Genomic DNA, 16137 nt, shown 5'->3' with positions numbered 1-16137 from the left:
ATTGCTTTCCCATAATGACAGAGAATGTGTAAGGTGATAAATTGCCCACCTGTTAACTTCCGATAACGTTTTTCTGATAATAAAAATTCAATTTTGTAGCGACCAATAATACATAACAACACCTTGCTCATTGTTTTAATTGATTTTTAATAAAAACGCACGCATATGACATCACAATCCTGGCTGTCCTTAGTCAACAAGAAATATCAGCTTTCTTTACGTTTATTTTTATTTCTGAACGCTGCATCAGCATTGTTCTCGGTAACAAACCCTCTCTATTCCGTTCGTGTGTTATCAGTCCCCCTGTTTGCCGTATTGACTGCCAGCACTGGCTTACTTATCTGGCACTGGAAAAATAGCACGCGAAAAATAAATATCCCTGCTGTTTCAGCTATTTTTGGGTTTTTATGGGCATGGCAGATCGTCTCAAAATTTCTGTTAATAACGCACGATCACGCAACCTATTTAATGATGGCGCTATTAACAGTGCTTTTTATAGGGTCTCTGGCTTTCGCCAGTAATATTAAAGCCTTTACGTTACATTCATTTCCCGCTTTTATATCCTGCCTGTGGCTTAGCCCGTCCGAAAACTGGCTGAGAATGGCCTATTTTTTCGCGCTGCCGGTGGTCGCCATTGGTATCCATCATGTTCTTCAGCGGCGTAATGACCGTTTCGCCCAAGAGCTGCTTTCCGAACTGCTCGAAGAGCGTGAAACCCTGACCGATCTCAGCATGATGGACCCGCTCACCGGCCTATATAACCGTCGCGGGCTGCAAAGCCGGCTTGAGAACCTCCCCAGGCCTGACGCTGGCGAGCACTTTGTGCTGCTGATGGATATCGACCATTTCAAAGCCTACAACGATCATTACGGCCATATGATGGGCGATCAGGCCTTGATCAGGGTCTCGGCTGCGATCCGCGACGCCGTGCGCTCACGCGATGTTGTCGCCCGGTTTGGCGGGGAAGAATTTATGGTGCTGTTAAGTAACATCCCACTGGAGCAAGCGCGCCAGACAGCTGAACGCATACGTCAGAAGGTTTACGATCTCAAAATCCCCCACATGTTTAACGAAAGCGTCGCCACTAACGTGACCATCAGCATTGGCATAGCCATGTTCGAAGGTGAAGACGTTGATGGCGCACTGGCGAAAGCCGATAAAGCCCTCTATGAAGCCAAGCATATGGGACGCAACAGCATTCTGCTGAGCGACGAGCTTCATATCGCCTGAAACCGCCTTCACAGCGCCAGGATAAAACGCTTGCGCTCGGTTTTATCTATAGTTAGGATTGGCAATCATTATCATTTAGATTTGTAATCCACACTATGGCGACTCGTACCGCACACATCGTTGAGCCACTGCTCTGGCGAGCTCCACTCTCCGCCGGAGAAACGACGCTCGCGGATGCCATTCGGGAAAAAATCGCCGTAACACGCGCCCATCTGCTGGATTTCATCAAACTGGATGAAGCACCGCCGCATCATGCTCTGACGCTGACTCAGTGGCAACGACCTGCCGAGCTGCGGTCACTGCTGGCAACCTATTCCGACCATATTTATCGTAACCAACCGACGCTGGCGCGGGAAAATAAACCGCTGCTTTCCCTCTGGGCACAATGGTATATCGGGCTGATGGTGCCGCCTGTCATGCTGGCCCTGTTGACCCAGGAAACGATGCTCGATCTCTCGTCGGAACATTTCCACGTCGAATTCCATGAGACCGGACGCGCCGCCTGTTTCTGGATTGATGTACACGAAGATCCGAGCGCGAGTCACCTGTCAGCGCAGGCGCGTATGGAACGGTTGATTACAAGAGCGCTGGTTCCGGTCATTGATGCGCTGAAAGCGACGGGGGAGATCAACGGCAAACTGATCTGGAGTAATACCGGGTATCTTATCCACTGGTATTTAACGGAGATGAAGCCGCTGCTCGGCGACGAGAAAGTGGATGCGCTGCGTCAGAGCTGTTTCTTTGCCAGACAGCTGTCGGATGGGCGGGATAACCCTCTTTACCGCACCGTGGTTCCGCGTGAGGGACTTCTGGTGCGTCGTACCTGCTGTCAGCGCTACCGTCTGCCGGATGTCCAGCAGTGCGGCGATTGCACGCTTAAGTAGTCTGGCCCTGCCTGAAACCCGCAGAGAGAGGGAACAAACACTAAAAACGGCAACCTGCGTTGCCGTTTTGCTTTTATCTAGGCTACCTGCTGATTTTCCTCTTCCCCATTACGCTGTGCTTCTTCCGCTTCCTGCTGAAGCAACTGTTTCTCGTACACCTTGAAGAACGGGAAATAGATAATGGCGGAAACGCAGGCCAAAACCAGCACCAGAATGGCTGCACGGAAATCCCAGCCCAGCGCCCAGGCGGCACCAACCGGAGCCGGTGCCGTCCACGGCACAACGGAAATCACGCGGCCAATCAGATCAAACTTCATCGCTGCCCATGCCAGCACGGCATTGACCATCGGCGCCAGCAGGAAAGGAATAAAGAACACCGGGTTCATCACAATCGGCGTACCAAAAATCACCGGTTCATTGATATTGAAAATGCTTGGCACCACGCTCAGGCGTCCAATGGAGCGCAGGTGCGCGGAGCGGCTACGCAGGTAACAGAACACCAGCCCCATCGTCGCTCCTGACCCACCGATCACAATAAAGAACGTCCAGAAGGCTTCCATAAAGATGTGTGGTAAAGGCAGGCTCGCCGCCAGCGCGGTCTGGTTCGCCCCCAGGTTCGTCAGCCAGAACATTTGCAGCATACCCGATACAATCGCTGCACCGTGGATCCCGGCAAACCACAGCAGGTGGCCAATCAGCACCGCCAGCAGGATCGCTGGCAGCGAGTCCGCCGCAGAGACCAGCGGTTTGAATATCGACATGATGGCCTGTGGGATCAGCATACCGAACTGCGACTGGATCAACAGACTCAGCGGATAGAGCGTCAGCACTACCACCAGCACCGGGATCAGCAGGTCAAATGAGTTTTTGATCATCGGCGGAACCTGGTCTGGCAGGCGGATCCCGATATTATGTGCTTTCAGGAAACGCATCATCTCAACGCAGTAAATCGCCACCAGGATAGCGGTGAAAATCCCGGTGCCTCCAAGGCTATCAACCGGTAAGGCGCCTTTGGTTTTAGGGGCGGCGACCAGCAGGAACGCCATCAGCGACAGCATCGCGCACATGAACGGATCCAGCTGATGGGTTTTAACGTAATGTTTGCCCAGGTTGTAGGCGATAGCCGCACAGATATAGAGGGACATCACCCCCATCGTCATATCAAACGGCGTCAGAATTTGACCTTCAAACTGCTTCGCCATATCCAGCCAGGCGCGGGCAAAGCCCCAGGTGGTATCTGGCGAAAAAGGTGGGTAAGCGAACACTAATAAAAACGACCCGACAATCATAAACGGCATTGCCGAGATGAACCCGTCACGAATCGCCATAACGTGACGCTGGGAAGAGATGCGCCCGGCAATAGGGCTGACATAATTTTCAACGAAGCGGAAAATCAGATTAAATGCAGCATGGTTGGCAGACATAGCAGATCTCCTGTCAGACGTTCGTTTCGGACGTTCTCACGTCACACGTTGTTCCATACATCAGCGTCACAACCTTGCCGGATCGTGTACCTGCGGTACTGCTCAAACGGAATGGTTTCATAATTAGCTCTTATTATTAGATACAGGGGAAGTTACACACTCAGTATTAATCTCTGCATCACGCTCTGCAACCGGTTACTGTAACCGGTTTCTGTGAATGTGAAGGCGATCCAGAAATCGCCCCTGACGGATATTTGTTACTTAAGGGATATTTACAGCGACTAAATTCTTATGACAGATTACGGAAGATATTTGTCAGGAGGAATCAATGAGTTTGCAGTCTGTACAGCAGTTTTTCGCCGAACACGCTCCGGATATAGAAATCATCGAGCTTAACCAAAGCACAGCGACTGTTGCCCTTGCTGCTGCCGCGCACAACGTTGAACCCGGCCAAATTGCCAAAACGCTGTCACTGAAAATTAAAAATGATGTGATTCTGGTGGTTGCAAAAGGCGATGCGCGTCTGGATAACAAAAAGCTCAAAGAGACATTCGGCGCAAAAGCCCGCATGCTCAGCTGCGATGAGGTAGTAACCCTGACGGGTCATCCTGTTGGCGGCGTCTGCCCTTTTGGACTGGAAAATCCGCTCTCTGTTTACTGTGACATCACTTTAAAACAGTACGCCGAAGTGTTACCCGCAGCGGGCGCCATCCACAGTGCGGTGCGTATATCGCCCGACAGAATGGCGGAACTGACCGCAGCAAAATGGGTTGATGTCTGTATTTGAACGTTGCGCCAGAAAAATTCTGGCGCATCACTTAACACTACGAGAAAGAAGGAACGGTGAGAGCGGAACGGCGTATTTCCCTGACCGGGAGATGCGCCAGGATATCTGCCGCATCCAGTAATCCCACATCAGAATTGACGCCCAGCTTTACCATTGCGTTAAACTTATGCGCCCGGATGGTTTTGATATTGCGTTCAAGCTGTGCCGCAATTTCAGGGATCGAAAAACCCGATGACATATATCGCAGAATCGCCCTTTCAGTTGGGCTTAGCATACGATGCTGGCTCACACACCAGTGATTGTACACGTTGTCGTTCACGTGATGCGTTTCGCTGAGTAATGTCTCCAGCCCCTCCATTAACTGCTTCAGCGGAACCGATTTACTGATAATTCCATGTAAGCGAGAAGGCGAAAGATGGCTGACCAGTCTCGCCTCCATTTCATCAGAGGCCAGCACGATACGCTTGACGTCGCTGTGGGTGAAGGTGAGATCCCGCAAACAGGCCAGACAGTTTCGCCGCTCCTCACGCTCATCGGACAATGAATAAATTACGGCAAAGAATGAGATTTCCGAGAGCGCCGCTTTGAAGTTGTCAAATCTGGCAAACAGGTGCACCTGGTAATGGCTCAGGGCGGGCATCGCAAAAAGATGCTTCAGCCCCATAGCGCTCATTGAGCAGCTTTCGATGACGGCGATATGTTTTGTTGCAGTGGTCTTTTCCATTCCTCAAACTCTCCATAAGCCGACATTAAACTGAGTTCTCGCATTCCCTGGGTACTGCTTATCCACGCGTACATATCGGCATTACTGCGAAGTGATAAGCGACGCATTGCACTGTTTTTCTGTGCACTGATCGTTTTATTACTTTTATTAAGTAGCGTGGCTATTTGGTTGATTCCCCAACCTTTACCTAACAAACGCAACACCTTGCGTTCAGAGTGGGTAAGCGCAATCATTTGCTCACTCTCCTCTTCAATATCAGGATTTTCCGGTATCAATAACGTCTGGCTTATTCGCTCGGCACGTTCACTCCCCGCGCGAATAGCGTTAATTACGCCTTCAATGGGTTCCATATCCGAAAGCAGCGTGCTTTCCGGACGCATAAGAAGCTCTACTGCAAGTGGATAAAGGGGGCGCGAAACGAGGAATATCCAGTGAATATCCCGGTACTGATTCATTAACCCATAATATTGCTCAAGCGTGCCGCGTGGATTACGATACTCACCCGAAATATCGGCAATAACGACCCCAGCGCGACGCAATTGTAATAACGTCAACTCCTGCATCGAACGGCAGTACGTTATCTCAAAATCGGGAAAATGACGCGACATGACGCCACCTAACCCATTTTGCATAACCGGTACTCTGCTGATCACCACTCCGTGTTTACCATTCAATGGCAACATAGACCCTCCCTGTCATGAATTCTTTATTTAAGAACGAACTAACCCTGCAAGGTTAAACACGTTTGCATTCCGAAGTACAAACGGGTTAATACTCGCAAAATAGAACAAATATCACATGGGTTAAGAAACGCCCAATACAGGCCTAATATCGCATAAAGACCATTTAAATTTAATTCAAATTGCGTGAAAAGATCGAAAATATGAAATTAGAAATACTTAATATATTGTTTTTATAAATCCTAATTTCATATTCATTAAATAAATAACAATGCTGTCTTTCCTCCGCCCCCATCGCGCCACTGATCGCACAAATGTTGATCTGGCCCAGCGCAAAGGGCCCTGCACTTTGTGTTAAAAGTAAGCAATCTCTCTTCTCTTCAGGGCGTTTCATGCAGGCAGATCGGTCTACGCAACGTGCCACCACGCGGCTATGTATTCAGTGCGGGCTTTTTCTCTTACAGCACGGCGCAGAAAGCGCCCTCGTCGAAGAGCTCTCCACACGCCTTGGGCTGGCGCTGGGGATGGACAGCGTTGAGAGTTCCATCTCGTCAAATGCCATTGTGCTGACCACCATTAAAGACGGACAGTGCCTGACCTCCACCCGTAAAAATCATGACCGCGGCATTAACATGCACGTCGTGACGGAAGTGCAGCACATCGTGATCCTTGCTGAACACAAGCTGCTCGATCTCCGGGAGATAGAAAAACGTTTCAATCAAATCAAACCCCTCCGGTATCCGCGCTGGCTGGTTGTGCTGATGGTGGGACTGTCCTGCGCCTGCTTCTGCAAGCTCAACGCGGGCGGCTGGGACGGCGCTGTCGTGACCTTCTTTGCCAGCAGCATCGCAATGTATGTCCGCCAGCTGTTGACGCACAGACAGCTACATCCGCAAATTAACTTCTGCATCACGGCATTTGTGGCGACAACCGTATCCGGCCTGCTTTTGCGCCAGCCCTACTTCGCCAGCACGCCTACTATTGCGATGGCCGCCAGCGTATTGCTGCTGGTGCCAGGTTTTCCCTTAATTAATGCCGTCGCTGATATGTTCAAAGGCCATATCAACACCGGTCTGGCGCGCTGGGCGATAGCCAGCCTGCTGACGCTGGCGACCTGTATCGGGGTGGTAATGGCCATGACACTCTGGGGGTTACGCGGATGGGCGTGATGGATTTTATGCTCGCACTGGCACAGGACATGCTCTTGTCTGCCCTTCCCGCCGTTGGTTTTGCGATGGTGTTTAACGTCCCACAGCGTGCATTACCCTGGTGTGCGCTGCTGGGTGCCATTGGCCACGGCTCTCGTATGATCATGATGACAGCGGGCTTTAATATTGAATGGTCGACGTTTATCGCCTCCATGCTGGTTGGCAGCATCGGTATTCAGTGGTCCCGCTGGTATCTGGCGCACCCGAAGGTATTCACCGTGGCGGCAGTGATTCCTATGTTCCCGGGCATTTCAGCCTATACGGCGATGATCTCCGCCGTCAAAATCAGCCATTTTGGCTACAGCGAACCCCAGATGATCCTGCTCCTGAGCAACTTCCTTAAAGCCTCGTCGATCGTGGGTGCGCTCTCCATCGGCCTGTCGATCCCCGGCTTATGGCTTTACCGCAAACGTCCACGCGTATAATAAAATCGCTTGCAATTGTATCGTGCACTATCTATATTCATTTCATGGACGCAAAAACGAACGACACCACCAACGCGCTTCTGCTGGATAACCAGCTCTGTTTTGCCCTCTATTCGGCAAATCTGGCGCTTAACAAGCTGTACCGGCAACTGCTGGCGCCGCTTAACCTGACCTACCCGCAATACCTGGTGATGCTGGTGCTCTGGGAACAGGATGATATTACGGTGTCAGACATTGGCGAGCGGCTGTTCCTGGATTCCGCCACGCTGACTCCCCTGCTGAAACGCCTGGAAAGCGCAGGATTGATCCTCCGCCAGCGTTCCCGTCAGGATGAGCGTCAGGTCGCCGTCACCCTGAGCGACGCGGGTCGGGCGCTGCAACAACAGGCCGTGACGATACCCCACGCCGTGGGCTGTGCAGCGCAGTGTGATACCGACACCATGCTGGAGCTCAAGCAACAGCTCGAAAGTTTGCGCCAACAGCTGCATCGCGCGTAAGGCTGTACTTTACGCGTCTAATTTTAACTTAAAACATCGCGCGCTATTTAATAGCGCATATAAACGTAAGATGAGGAACCTGCCATGTCTTTAGAAAAAGTTGTCTACACTGCCAAAGCCAAAGCAACCGGAGGCCGTGATGGCCGCGCCACGTCTTCCGATGGCGTTCTGGATGTCAAACTGGGTGTGCCAAAAGAGATGGGCGGCATGGGGGGTGAAGTAACCAACCCTGAACAGCTGTTCGCTGCGGGCTACTCCGCCTGCTTCCTGGGCGCAATGAAGTTCGTTGCGGCACGCGATAAATTCGCTCTGCCAAAAGACGCCTTTATTGAAGGCGAAGTAGGGATCGGCCCGCTGCCAACCGGTTTTGGTATCGAAGCGAAGCTGAACATCCACGTTGAAGGGATGGACGCAGCGGAAGCCAAAAAACTGGTGGATGCGGCGCACATCGTCTGTCCGTACTCTAACGCGACGCGCGGCAATATCGACGTGACGCTGAACATCATCGCGTAACCAGCCCCTGTGATTTTAGCCCCGGTAAGCGTAACGCCACCGGGGAAATCCTCTCCTCTCCTTTCCTCCCCTCTCTCTGTGCTACCATAACCCTCAATCACGCCCGTAGTAATCAGTTGAGAAAGTGTTATGTCCTCCAGAATTCTGACCACCAGCATTGCTGGCATTGATGCCTTTATGCGCGATCCTCGCGGTGTGTTGACGCACGCCGAAGGCGGCACGCTCGCGGTATTTGCCGACAACGCCCCGGCGTTTTATGCGGTCACGCCGGAACGTCTGGCGCAGCTTCTGGAAATTGAAGCGAAGCTGTCGCGCCCGGCGAGCGATGTCATGCTGGATAATCAGTTTTTTGACGAACCCGCCAGCGCCCCGGTGGCCGTTCCAATGGGGAAATTTCCCATGTACGCCGGTTGGCAGCCGGACGCCGATTTTCAGCGGCAGGCGGCCTTATGGGGAATAGCCCTCTCGCAGCCCGCAACACCGGAAGAGCTGGCAGCCTTTACCGCATACTGGCAAGCTGAAGGAAAAGTCTTCCACCATGTTCAGTGGCAGCAAAAATTCGCGCGCAGTCTGCAAATCAACCGCGCCAGCAACAACGGCCAGCCAAAACGTGATATCAATGCTTTTTCAGAACCGGACAAAAAAATCCCTGATGGATTCCGAGGTGCGAAATGAAAAACGTCGGCGACCTGATGAAACGTTTGCAGAAGATGATGCCTGCCAACGTGAAGCCCGCCTTCACCACCGGTGAAGAGCTGCTGGCATGGCAAAAAGAGCAGGGTAAAATTCGCGCGGCTGCCCTCGCCCGCGAAAACCGCGCGATGAAAATGCAGCGCACCTTTAACCGCTCGGGCATTCGCCCTCTGCACCAGAACTGCTCCTTCGAGAATTATAAGGTCGAGTCTCAGGGGCAGATGAACGCCCTTAACCAGGCACGCCAGTACGTGGATGAATTTGACGGCAACATCGCCAGCTTCATCTTTAGCGGAAAACCCGGCACCGGGAAAAATCACCTCGCCGCCGCTATCTGCAACGAGCTGCTGCTGCGCGGGAAGTCAGTGCTGATTATCACCGTGGCCGATATTATGTCCGCCATGAAAGACACCTTCAGTAATCGCGAAACCAGCGAAGAACAGTTGCTGAATGATTTAAGTAACGTGGATTTGCTGGTCATCGACGAGATCGGTGTCCAGACGGAGTCCCGCTACGAAAAAGTGATCATCAACCAGATTGTCGATCGCCGTTCGTCGTCAAAACGCCCAACCGGTATGTTGACGAACCACAATATCGACGAGATGACCCGACTTCTTGGCGAGCGGGTGATGGATCGCATGAAGCTGGGTAACAGCCTGTACGTCATCTTCGACTGGGACAGCTACCGCAGCCGCGTCACCGGCAAAGAGTATTAAGATATTTCCAGGGAGCGCCGGAAGAGCAGAGGTATATACTGAACCCACTTCTGGCCCAAAACGGACCTTGTTGAGTAAATCATTATGAAAAAACAATTTCTTATCAGCATCCTTACTGGCGCCCTGCTGGTGACTGGCGCAGCGCAGGCCGCATCATGGCAGGAGTCGCTCTCCAGCGCAGCAAGTGAGTTAACCAAAGAGAGCGGCACGTCCCAGGGCGGGCTGTCAGCCTCGTCCCTCACCGGCCTGCTGGGCAACAGCTCCCAAAGCCTGAGTGCCGGAACGATGAACAACGCCGCGGGTATTCTGGAATACTGCGCGAAGCAGAAACTGGCTTCCGTCACCGATACCGAAAACATCAAAAACCAGGTGTTGGGTAAACTGGGTCTGGACACCCAGGAGCAGAAAGCGGACACCAACTATATGGACGGTATTCAGGGCCTGCTGAACGCGCAAAATGGTCAGCAGCTGAACCTCAGCACCCTTGGAAATTCATCTCTGGCGAAACAGGTGAAAACGAAAGCCTGCGATCTGGTGCTGAAACAAGGCGTTAATTTCCTCTCCTGATCGTCCCCCTTTTTCTGCCAAAACACGCCGCGTTTATTACATTAGTCTTATACCGCGGCGTGAAGTGCGTTTTTTTACCCCCTGACACCACCTCAGCCTCCGTATGCCACGATGCGACTGTATTCAAAAATCCGATTTTATAAACCAAATCCTAACAACAGCACACTTTCGTGACACTAAAATTGCAGCTAAGCGACATCGCAATTACATTGTATTACCCAAAAAATAAGCAATTAGCCGGCTAAGCGTCCGGCATGATGAGGATCTGCTGTTGTCAGAGTTAATGTCCCTTGTCCTTTTCCTGGCTTCCATCGGCGTTTATGCCTGGAAAGCCGGTCGTCACACCTGGTGGTTTGTGGCCACCCTGGTGGTGCTCGGTATTTTTATTGTTTTAAACATTACGTTATATGCCAGCGATTACTTTACCGGCGACGGTATTAACGACGCGGTGCTCTACACATTGACCAACAGTCTGACCGGCGCAGGTGTGGGTAAGTACATCCTTCCGGGTCTGGGGCTGGTGGTCGCCCTGGTGGGCATCTTCGCCGCGCTGGCCTGGGTTCTGCGCCGTCGCCGTCACCGTCCGCATCATCATGGCTACAGCCTGCTGGCGCTGTGCCTGGCGCTGGCCTCCGTGGATGCCAGCCCGGCATTCCATCAAATTACCGAGCTGGTAAAATCCCAGTCGCGCGATGGCGATCCGGACTTTGCGGCCTATTACAAAGAACCCTCGAAGAAAATCGACAACCCTAAACTCAACCTGGTCTATATCTACGGCGAAAGTCTGGAACGCACCTGGTTTGACAACGATGCTTTCCCGAACCTGACGCCAGAGCTTGGCGCGCTGAAAAACCAGGGCCTCGACTTCAGCCACACCATGCAGTTGCCTGGCACGGATTACACCATCGCCGGGATGGTGGCTTCCCAGTGCGGCATTCCCCTGTTCGCCCCGTTTGAAGGCAACGCCTCCGCCTCGATGTCGAGTTTCTTCCCGCAGAACATTTGTCTCGGCGATATCCTGAAAAACTCGGGCTATGAAAACTACTTTATGCAGGGCGCTAACCTGCGCTTTGCCGGGAAAGATGTGTTCCTGAAATCCCACGGTTTCGATCACTTATATGGTTCCGAAGAGCTGAAAACCACGGTCGCCGATCCGGCCTACCGCAACGACTGGGGCTTTTACGACGATACCGTTCTGGATGAAACCTGGAAGAAATTCGAGGAGCTTTCCCGCGCCGGTAAACGCTTCTCGCTGTTTGCGTTGACCGTCGACACGCATCATCCGGATGGTTTCGTCTCACGCACCTGTAAACGTCAGGGCTACGACATTGACGGTAAAAACAACAAGTCGTTCAGCGCTGTGACCTGTAGCCAGGAACATATCGCGGCGTTAATCGAGAAAATCAAAGCGTCGCCGTATTTCAAAAATACGGTCATCGTCGTTTCATCTGACCATCTGGCGATGAAAAACAGCGCCTGGGATGAGCTGAATAAGCTGGATCGCAGCAACCTGTTCTTTGTGCTGCGCGGCGATAAACCGCAGCAGGAGATCATTGCCGCTAAACGTAACTCGATGGATAACGGCGCCACCGTGCTGGATATTCTGGGTGGCGATAACTTCATTGGCCTGGGCCGCAGTACGTTGTCGGGCCAGTCCCTGTCGGAAATCTTCCTCAACATGAAGGAAAAAATCCTCGCCTGGAAGCCGGATATCATTCGCCTGTGGAACTTCCCGAAAGAGATAAACGACTTCACCATCGATCAGGATAAAAAAATGATCGCGTTCTCCGGCAGCCATTTCCGCCTGCCTCTGCTGCTGCGCGTGTCGGATAACCGCGTCGAGCCGCTACCGGAAAGCGAATATTCCGCGCCACTGCGCTTCCAGCTGGCGGAATTCGCCCCGCGCGATAATTTCGTCTGGGTCGACAAATGCTACAAAATGGGCCAGCTCTGGTCACAAGAGCTGTCACTGTCCACCGACTGGTGCGTCTCACAGGGGCAACTCGGTGGCGAGCAGACCGTGCAACACGTTGATAAACCACAGTGGCAGGGGAAAACCGCGTTTAAAGATACGGTCATTGATACCGCACGCTATCAGCGCAACGTAGACCTGCTGAAAATCGTCGACAACGACATTCGTTATAAAGCTGACAGCTTTATTTTTAACGTTGCCGGCGCGCCTGAAGAGGTGAAGCAGTTCAGCGGTATTTCACGTCCCGAATCGTGGGGGCGCTGGTCTAACGCGCAGTTAGGTGATGAGGTGAAAATTGAGTATACCCATCCGCTGCCGGAGAAATTCGATCTGGTGATCACCGCCAGGGCATTTGGTCCCAACGCAAACCGTCCTGTGCCGGTGCGCGTCGGCGATAAAGAACAGATGCTGACGCTGAGCAATGATGTCACCACCAGCACGCTGCATTTCGATAACCCCACGCGCAGCAATACGCTGGTCATTGTGCCGCCCGAGCCGCAGTCCACTAACGAAGGGAATATTCTCGGTCACGCTCCGCGCAAGCTGGGAATCGGCATGGTGGAGATTAAAATTGTGAGCAGCGCTGGCTGATGACGGCGTTCACCCTTCGCCCGACGCGCATCGACGACGTCGCTGCCCTGCCCGCCATTGAACGCGCGGCGGGGCAGCGATTTCGCGACGTTCCTGAGCTGGCCTGGCTGGCAGACAGCGAGGTTATTTCCGTTGAAGATCACCTCGGTTACGCCGGACGCGGATTAAGCTGGCTGGCGCTGGCTGATGACAGGCCCGTGGGCTTTATTCTCGCCGAAGCCCAGCCATCTTCGCTGTTTATTGTGGAACTTTCCGTTCATCTGGACTGGCAGGGACGAGGTCTCGGACGCCGGTTGATTAACCGTGTCGCAGAGCATGCCCGCACGCTGGGGCTAACCTCGCTGACGTTAACGACGTTTCGTGATGTCCCGTGGAACACGCCCTACTACAGGCGATTAGGGTTTGAAATGATGACGACGCTGACGCCGGAAATGCGCCAGAAACGTGAAGAAGAGACGGCGCACGGTTTAGCGTATGGTTCCCGCTGCGCCATGCGCCTGTCTCTGTAAAATCGCCCGGTGGCGCTGCGCTTACCGGGCCTACAAAACCCAATTCCGCAGGCCGGGTAAAGCGAAGCCACCCGGCAAATTGCACAATCCGTAGGCCGGGTAAGGCGTAGCCGCCACCCGGCAAAACCCACAATCCGTAGGCCGGGTAAGGCGCAGCCGCCACCCGGCGAAACCACAATCCGTAGGCCGGGTAAGGCGTAGCCGCCACCCGGCAAAACCCACAATCCGTAGGCCGGGTAAGGCGTAGCCGCCACCCGGCGAAACGCACATCCCGTAGGCCGGGTAAGGCGCAGCCGCCACCCGGCAAAACGCACAACGTCAGAACGTTTCCCAGTTATCGCCCGCATCTGCGGTCGCCGGTTTACGCGCCACTACCGGTGCGGCAACGCTTTTAGCGGAGGCGAACTCGCGCGCCTTCATCTGTTCCTGCTGAATACGGAACACCGCAACGGCCTGCGTCAGACGGCTCGCCTGCTCTTCCAGTGCCGCCGCGGCCGCCGCAGACTCTTCCACCAGCGAGGCGTTCTGCTGGGTCACGCGATCCATCTCAGCCACCGCCAGCCCCACCTGGTCGATACCGCGGCTCTGCTCATCAGACGCAGACGCGATTTCGCCCATGATGTCCGTCACGCGCGTTACCGCATTCACGATCTCACCCATGGTTTCACCGGCGCTTTCTACCAGCGTTGAACCCAATTCCACGCGCCCCACGGAGTCTTCAATCAGGCTCTTGATCTCGCGAGCCGCCTGGGCGCTGCGCTGCGCCAGGTTTCGTACTTCACCTGCAACCACCGCAAAGCCGCGGCCCTGCTCGCCCGCACGTGCCGCTTCTACCGCCGCGTTCAGCGCCAGAATATTGGTCTGGAAAGCAATCCCGTCGATCACGCTGATAATATCGGCGATTTTCTGCGAACTGCCGGCGATGTCGCGCATGGTCTGCACCACGTTATCCACCACTTTCCCGCCTTTCTGCGCGGTTTCGGATGCGCTCAGGGCCAGGTTGCTCGCCTGACGGGCATTCTCGGCGTTCTGCTTCACGGTGGCGGTCAGCTGTTCCATACTGGCGGCGGTCTCTTCCAGAGAGGCAGCCTGCTGCTCGGTACGGGATGAGAGATCGTTATTGCCCATCGAGATTTCGCTCGCACCGCTGTAAATGGCGTTTGCGCCGTTACGCACGTCACCCACGGTGCGCACCAGCTCGCCCTGCATATGGCGCAGGGAGTCAGCCAGTTCACCCATCTCGTTGGAGCCTTCCACGTCGATGCGCTTCACCAGGTCGCCGCTGGCGATATGACGAATGCTGTCAATCAGACGGTTCAGCGGCGAAATCAGTGCCTGACGAATACCCAGCCAGACGGCAACAATCACCACCAGCACCGCAGCCAGCACGCTAATCAGCACCCAGATAGCCTGGCGGTAAGAGCTGTTGCTGTCTTCAACCGCGGTCTGATAGAGCGCGTCGTTTTGTTGCAGATAGCTGACGTACTGCTTCTCAAAGCCATCCTGATAGCTCTGGGTCGGCTGGTCGAAGAACTCGTTGATCTTGCCCGCCCCCAGCAGCTGGATCAGCTCGGCCAGCGCGCCGTGGTAGATATCGTAATTACGTTTGATTTCCAGTGCCGCAGCGTCGCTCTGACGCGGGTCACGCGGAAGTGCTTCGTAATCCGCCCAGTTTTTTTCCGCCTGTTTCAGAGACGCAGAGGCAATCTGCATCAGCTCGGCGACGGTTGAGCCGCTGCCGATATTGTTCTGATCCATCATGTAGCGGATACCCGCACGGTTCAGGGTGTTACGGGTTTGCAGCAGCGCCACCCAGCTACCGTTCAGGGTGGATTGTTGCTGGCGAATGGTTTGCAGGATGGTGAAATTCTCTTTGTCATGCTTCAGGGCATTGAAGAAAAGACCACCGGATGTGAGTTGTAAAAGGCCAAATATCGCTAAAACCAGCAGTAAGCTGGTGACAATCTTGATACGATTTAACATGTTTTCTCTTTCCTCAGACAGATACAGAATTTTCGGCCTGGAAAGGGAAAACTTTACGAAAATCATCCTGGATTTTAGGGTTTTTACTCTTCGTCCCGCGCGGCAATATGTCGGTTTCCGAGTTCAATAAACTCTTCCAGCAGCGCCGTGAGCTGCTTCATCTTCTCCGGGGTATATTCCGCCTCAATCTGCTGGTACGCCTCTTCCACCTGAGCCTGAGCACGCTGGTACAGCGCGTTGCCTTCTTTCGTCAGCGATACGTACAGCTTGCGCTGGTCATTCACCGGCTTTAAGCGCAGCACCAGACCGTCGCGCTCCATCCGCGTCAGAATGCCGGTCAGGCTTGGGCGCAAAATGCAGGTGCGGAACGCCAGATCGTGAAAATCCATGGAGGGATGCTCGGCCAGCACGCGGACGATACGCCACTGCTGCTCGGTCAGATTATGCCGTTTCACTATCGGGCGGAAATAGCCCATCGCCGCTTCACGCGCCTGCAACAGCGCGATGGTTAATGAATCATGCATCACCTTCCCCTTACATCATTAACAAGTAAACAATTTAAAACAGATGCTTTTATAGACAACACGTTGTAACCCAAAAAGTCTAACAGAAACAACGTCATTTTTTTAATGCATTGATTTAAATGATAATTAACCCATTGGTGTAAATTTATTGTTATTCATATCACAAATTATTCACTTCTGATTGCGAAACGAACAGCAAAAGCATAAAAC

The 16137-nt window shown here is 53.3% G+C and carries 17 protein-coding genes; 12 read left to right on the top strand and 5 right to left on the bottom strand.

Annotated features, from left to right (window positions below; translation table 11 throughout):
* Positions 1-165: 165 nt before the first annotated feature.
* Entirely contained in the window at positions 166-1230 is a 1065-nt protein-coding gene (locus tag HWQ15_RS11555; RefSeq protein WP_023305406.1) for a GGDEF domain-containing protein, read from the top strand.
* A 95-nt stretch (positions 1231-1325) separates the two neighbouring features.
* Positions 1326-2114: a siderophore-iron reductase FhuF gene (gene fhuF, locus HWQ15_RS11550; RefSeq protein ID WP_063148734.1), complete on the top strand. Its 789-nt coding sequence runs from the start codon at positions 1326-1328 to the stop codon at positions 2112-2114.
* Between the two features lie 77 nt (positions 2115-2191).
* Here the strand turns inward: fhuF and HWQ15_RS11545 are convergent, their stop codons facing one another.
* Positions 2192-3538 carry a PTS cellobiose transporter subunit IIC gene (locus HWQ15_RS11545; protein WP_006810218.1) on the bottom strand — a complete coding sequence of 449 codons (1347 nt, stop codon included), beginning with the start codon at positions 3536-3538 and terminating at the stop codon, positions 2192-2194.
* 328 nt (positions 3539-3866) lie between these two features.
* Here HWQ15_RS11545 and HWQ15_RS11540 point away from each other — a divergent pair, with 328 nt between their 5' ends.
* The gene (locus HWQ15_RS11540) at positions 3867-4325 is read left to right on the top strand and encodes a YbaK/EbsC family protein (RefSeq protein WP_022646971.1); all 459 of its coding nucleotides are present in this window, start codon (positions 3867-3869) and stop codon (positions 4323-4325) included.
* Positions 4326-4362: 37 nt separating this feature from the next.
* Here the strand turns inward: HWQ15_RS11540 and bglJ are convergent, their stop codons facing one another.
* Positions 4363-4998, bottom strand: coding sequence for a DNA-binding transcriptional activator BglJ (gene bglJ, locus HWQ15_RS11535; RefSeq protein ID WP_032625381.1), 636 nt, complete (start codon positions 4996-4998; stop codon positions 4363-4365).
* Positions 4995-5732: a response regulator transcription factor gene (locus HWQ15_RS11530; protein WP_022646969.1), complete on the bottom strand. Its 738-nt coding sequence runs from the start codon at positions 5730-5732 to the stop codon at positions 4995-4997. The genes bglJ and HWQ15_RS11530 overlap by 4 nt, the downstream gene beginning before the upstream one ends.
* A gap of 389 nt (positions 5733-6121) precedes the next feature.
* Between HWQ15_RS11530 and HWQ15_RS11525 the strand changes: the two genes are divergently transcribed.
* The 9 genes from HWQ15_RS11525 to HWQ15_RS11485 all read left to right on the top strand — a co-directional run bounded on the left by HWQ15_RS11525 (position 6122) and on the right by HWQ15_RS11485 (position 13420).
* The gene (locus HWQ15_RS11525) at positions 6122-6898 is read left to right on the top strand and encodes a threonine/serine exporter ThrE family protein (protein ID WP_032625377.1); all 777 of its coding nucleotides are present in this window, start codon (positions 6122-6124) and stop codon (positions 6896-6898) included.
* Entirely contained in the window at positions 6889-7362 is a 474-nt protein-coding gene (locus HWQ15_RS11520; RefSeq protein ID WP_032621429.1) for a threonine/serine exporter, read from the top strand. The genes HWQ15_RS11525 and HWQ15_RS11520 overlap by 10 nt, the downstream gene beginning before the upstream one ends.
* Before the next feature lie 44 nt (positions 7363-7406).
* On the top strand, positions 7407-7859 hold the full coding sequence (locus tag HWQ15_RS11515) for a MarR family winged helix-turn-helix transcriptional regulator (RefSeq protein WP_063148733.1): 453 nt from the start codon (positions 7407-7409) through the stop codon (positions 7857-7859).
* A gap of 84 nt (positions 7860-7943) precedes the next feature.
* Positions 7944-8372 carry an organic hydroperoxide resistance protein gene (locus HWQ15_RS11510; RefSeq protein ID WP_003856578.1) on the top strand — a complete coding sequence of 143 codons (429 nt, stop codon included), beginning with the start codon at positions 7944-7946 and terminating at the stop codon, positions 8370-8372.
* 129 nt (positions 8373-8501) lie between these two features.
* Complete coding sequence (dnaT, locus tag HWQ15_RS11505; RefSeq protein WP_022646965.1) at positions 8502-9047, top strand: primosomal protein DnaT; 546 nt, start codon at positions 8502-8504, stop codon at positions 9045-9047.
* The gene (gene dnaC / locus HWQ15_RS11500) at positions 9044-9781 is read left to right on the top strand and encodes a DNA replication protein DnaC (protein ID WP_003856580.1); all 738 of its coding nucleotides are present in this window, start codon (positions 9044-9046) and stop codon (positions 9779-9781) included. The genes dnaT and dnaC overlap by 4 nt, the downstream gene beginning before the upstream one ends.
* An 84-nt stretch (positions 9782-9865) precedes the next feature.
* Entirely contained in the window at positions 9866-10348 is a 483-nt protein-coding gene (locus HWQ15_RS11495) for a DUF2501 domain-containing protein (protein WP_022646964.1), read from the top strand.
* 271 nt (positions 10349-10619) lie between these two features.
* Positions 10620-12911: a phosphatidylglycerol--membrane-oligosaccharide glycerophosphotransferase gene (gene opgB, locus HWQ15_RS11490; protein WP_063148732.1), complete on the top strand. Its 2292-nt coding sequence runs from the start codon at positions 10620-10622 to the stop codon at positions 12909-12911.
* The gene (locus HWQ15_RS11485) at positions 12911-13420 is read left to right on the top strand and encodes a GNAT family N-acetyltransferase (protein WP_063148731.1); all 510 of its coding nucleotides are present in this window, start codon (positions 12911-12913) and stop codon (positions 13418-13420) included. The genes opgB and HWQ15_RS11485 overlap by 1 nt, the downstream gene beginning before the upstream one ends.
* A 318-nt stretch (positions 13421-13738) precedes the next feature.
* On the opposite strand, the gene tsr is transcribed toward HWQ15_RS11485, so the two are convergent.
* Both tsr and hpaR read right to left on the bottom strand, forming a co-directional pair.
* On the bottom strand, positions 13739-15403 hold the full coding sequence (tsr, locus tag HWQ15_RS11480) for a methyl-accepting chemotaxis protein (protein ID WP_023305399.1): 1665 nt from the start codon (positions 15401-15403) through the stop codon (positions 13739-13741).
* Between the two features lie 83 nt (positions 15404-15486).
* Positions 15487-15927: a homoprotocatechuate degradation operon regulator HpaR gene (gene hpaR / locus HWQ15_RS11475; protein WP_006810239.1), complete on the bottom strand. Its 441-nt coding sequence runs from the start codon at positions 15925-15927 to the stop codon at positions 15487-15489.
* Positions 15928-16137: the final 210 nt, after the last annotated feature.

Source organism: Enterobacter sp. DSM 30060, assembly GCF_013375955.1.
GTDB classification, from domain to species: domain Bacteria; phylum Pseudomonadota; class Gammaproteobacteria; order Enterobacterales; family Enterobacteriaceae; genus Enterobacter; species Enterobacter intestinihominis.
Note: the sequence above shows the minus strand (reverse complement) of the source record. Positions and strands in the feature narration are given on the sequence as shown.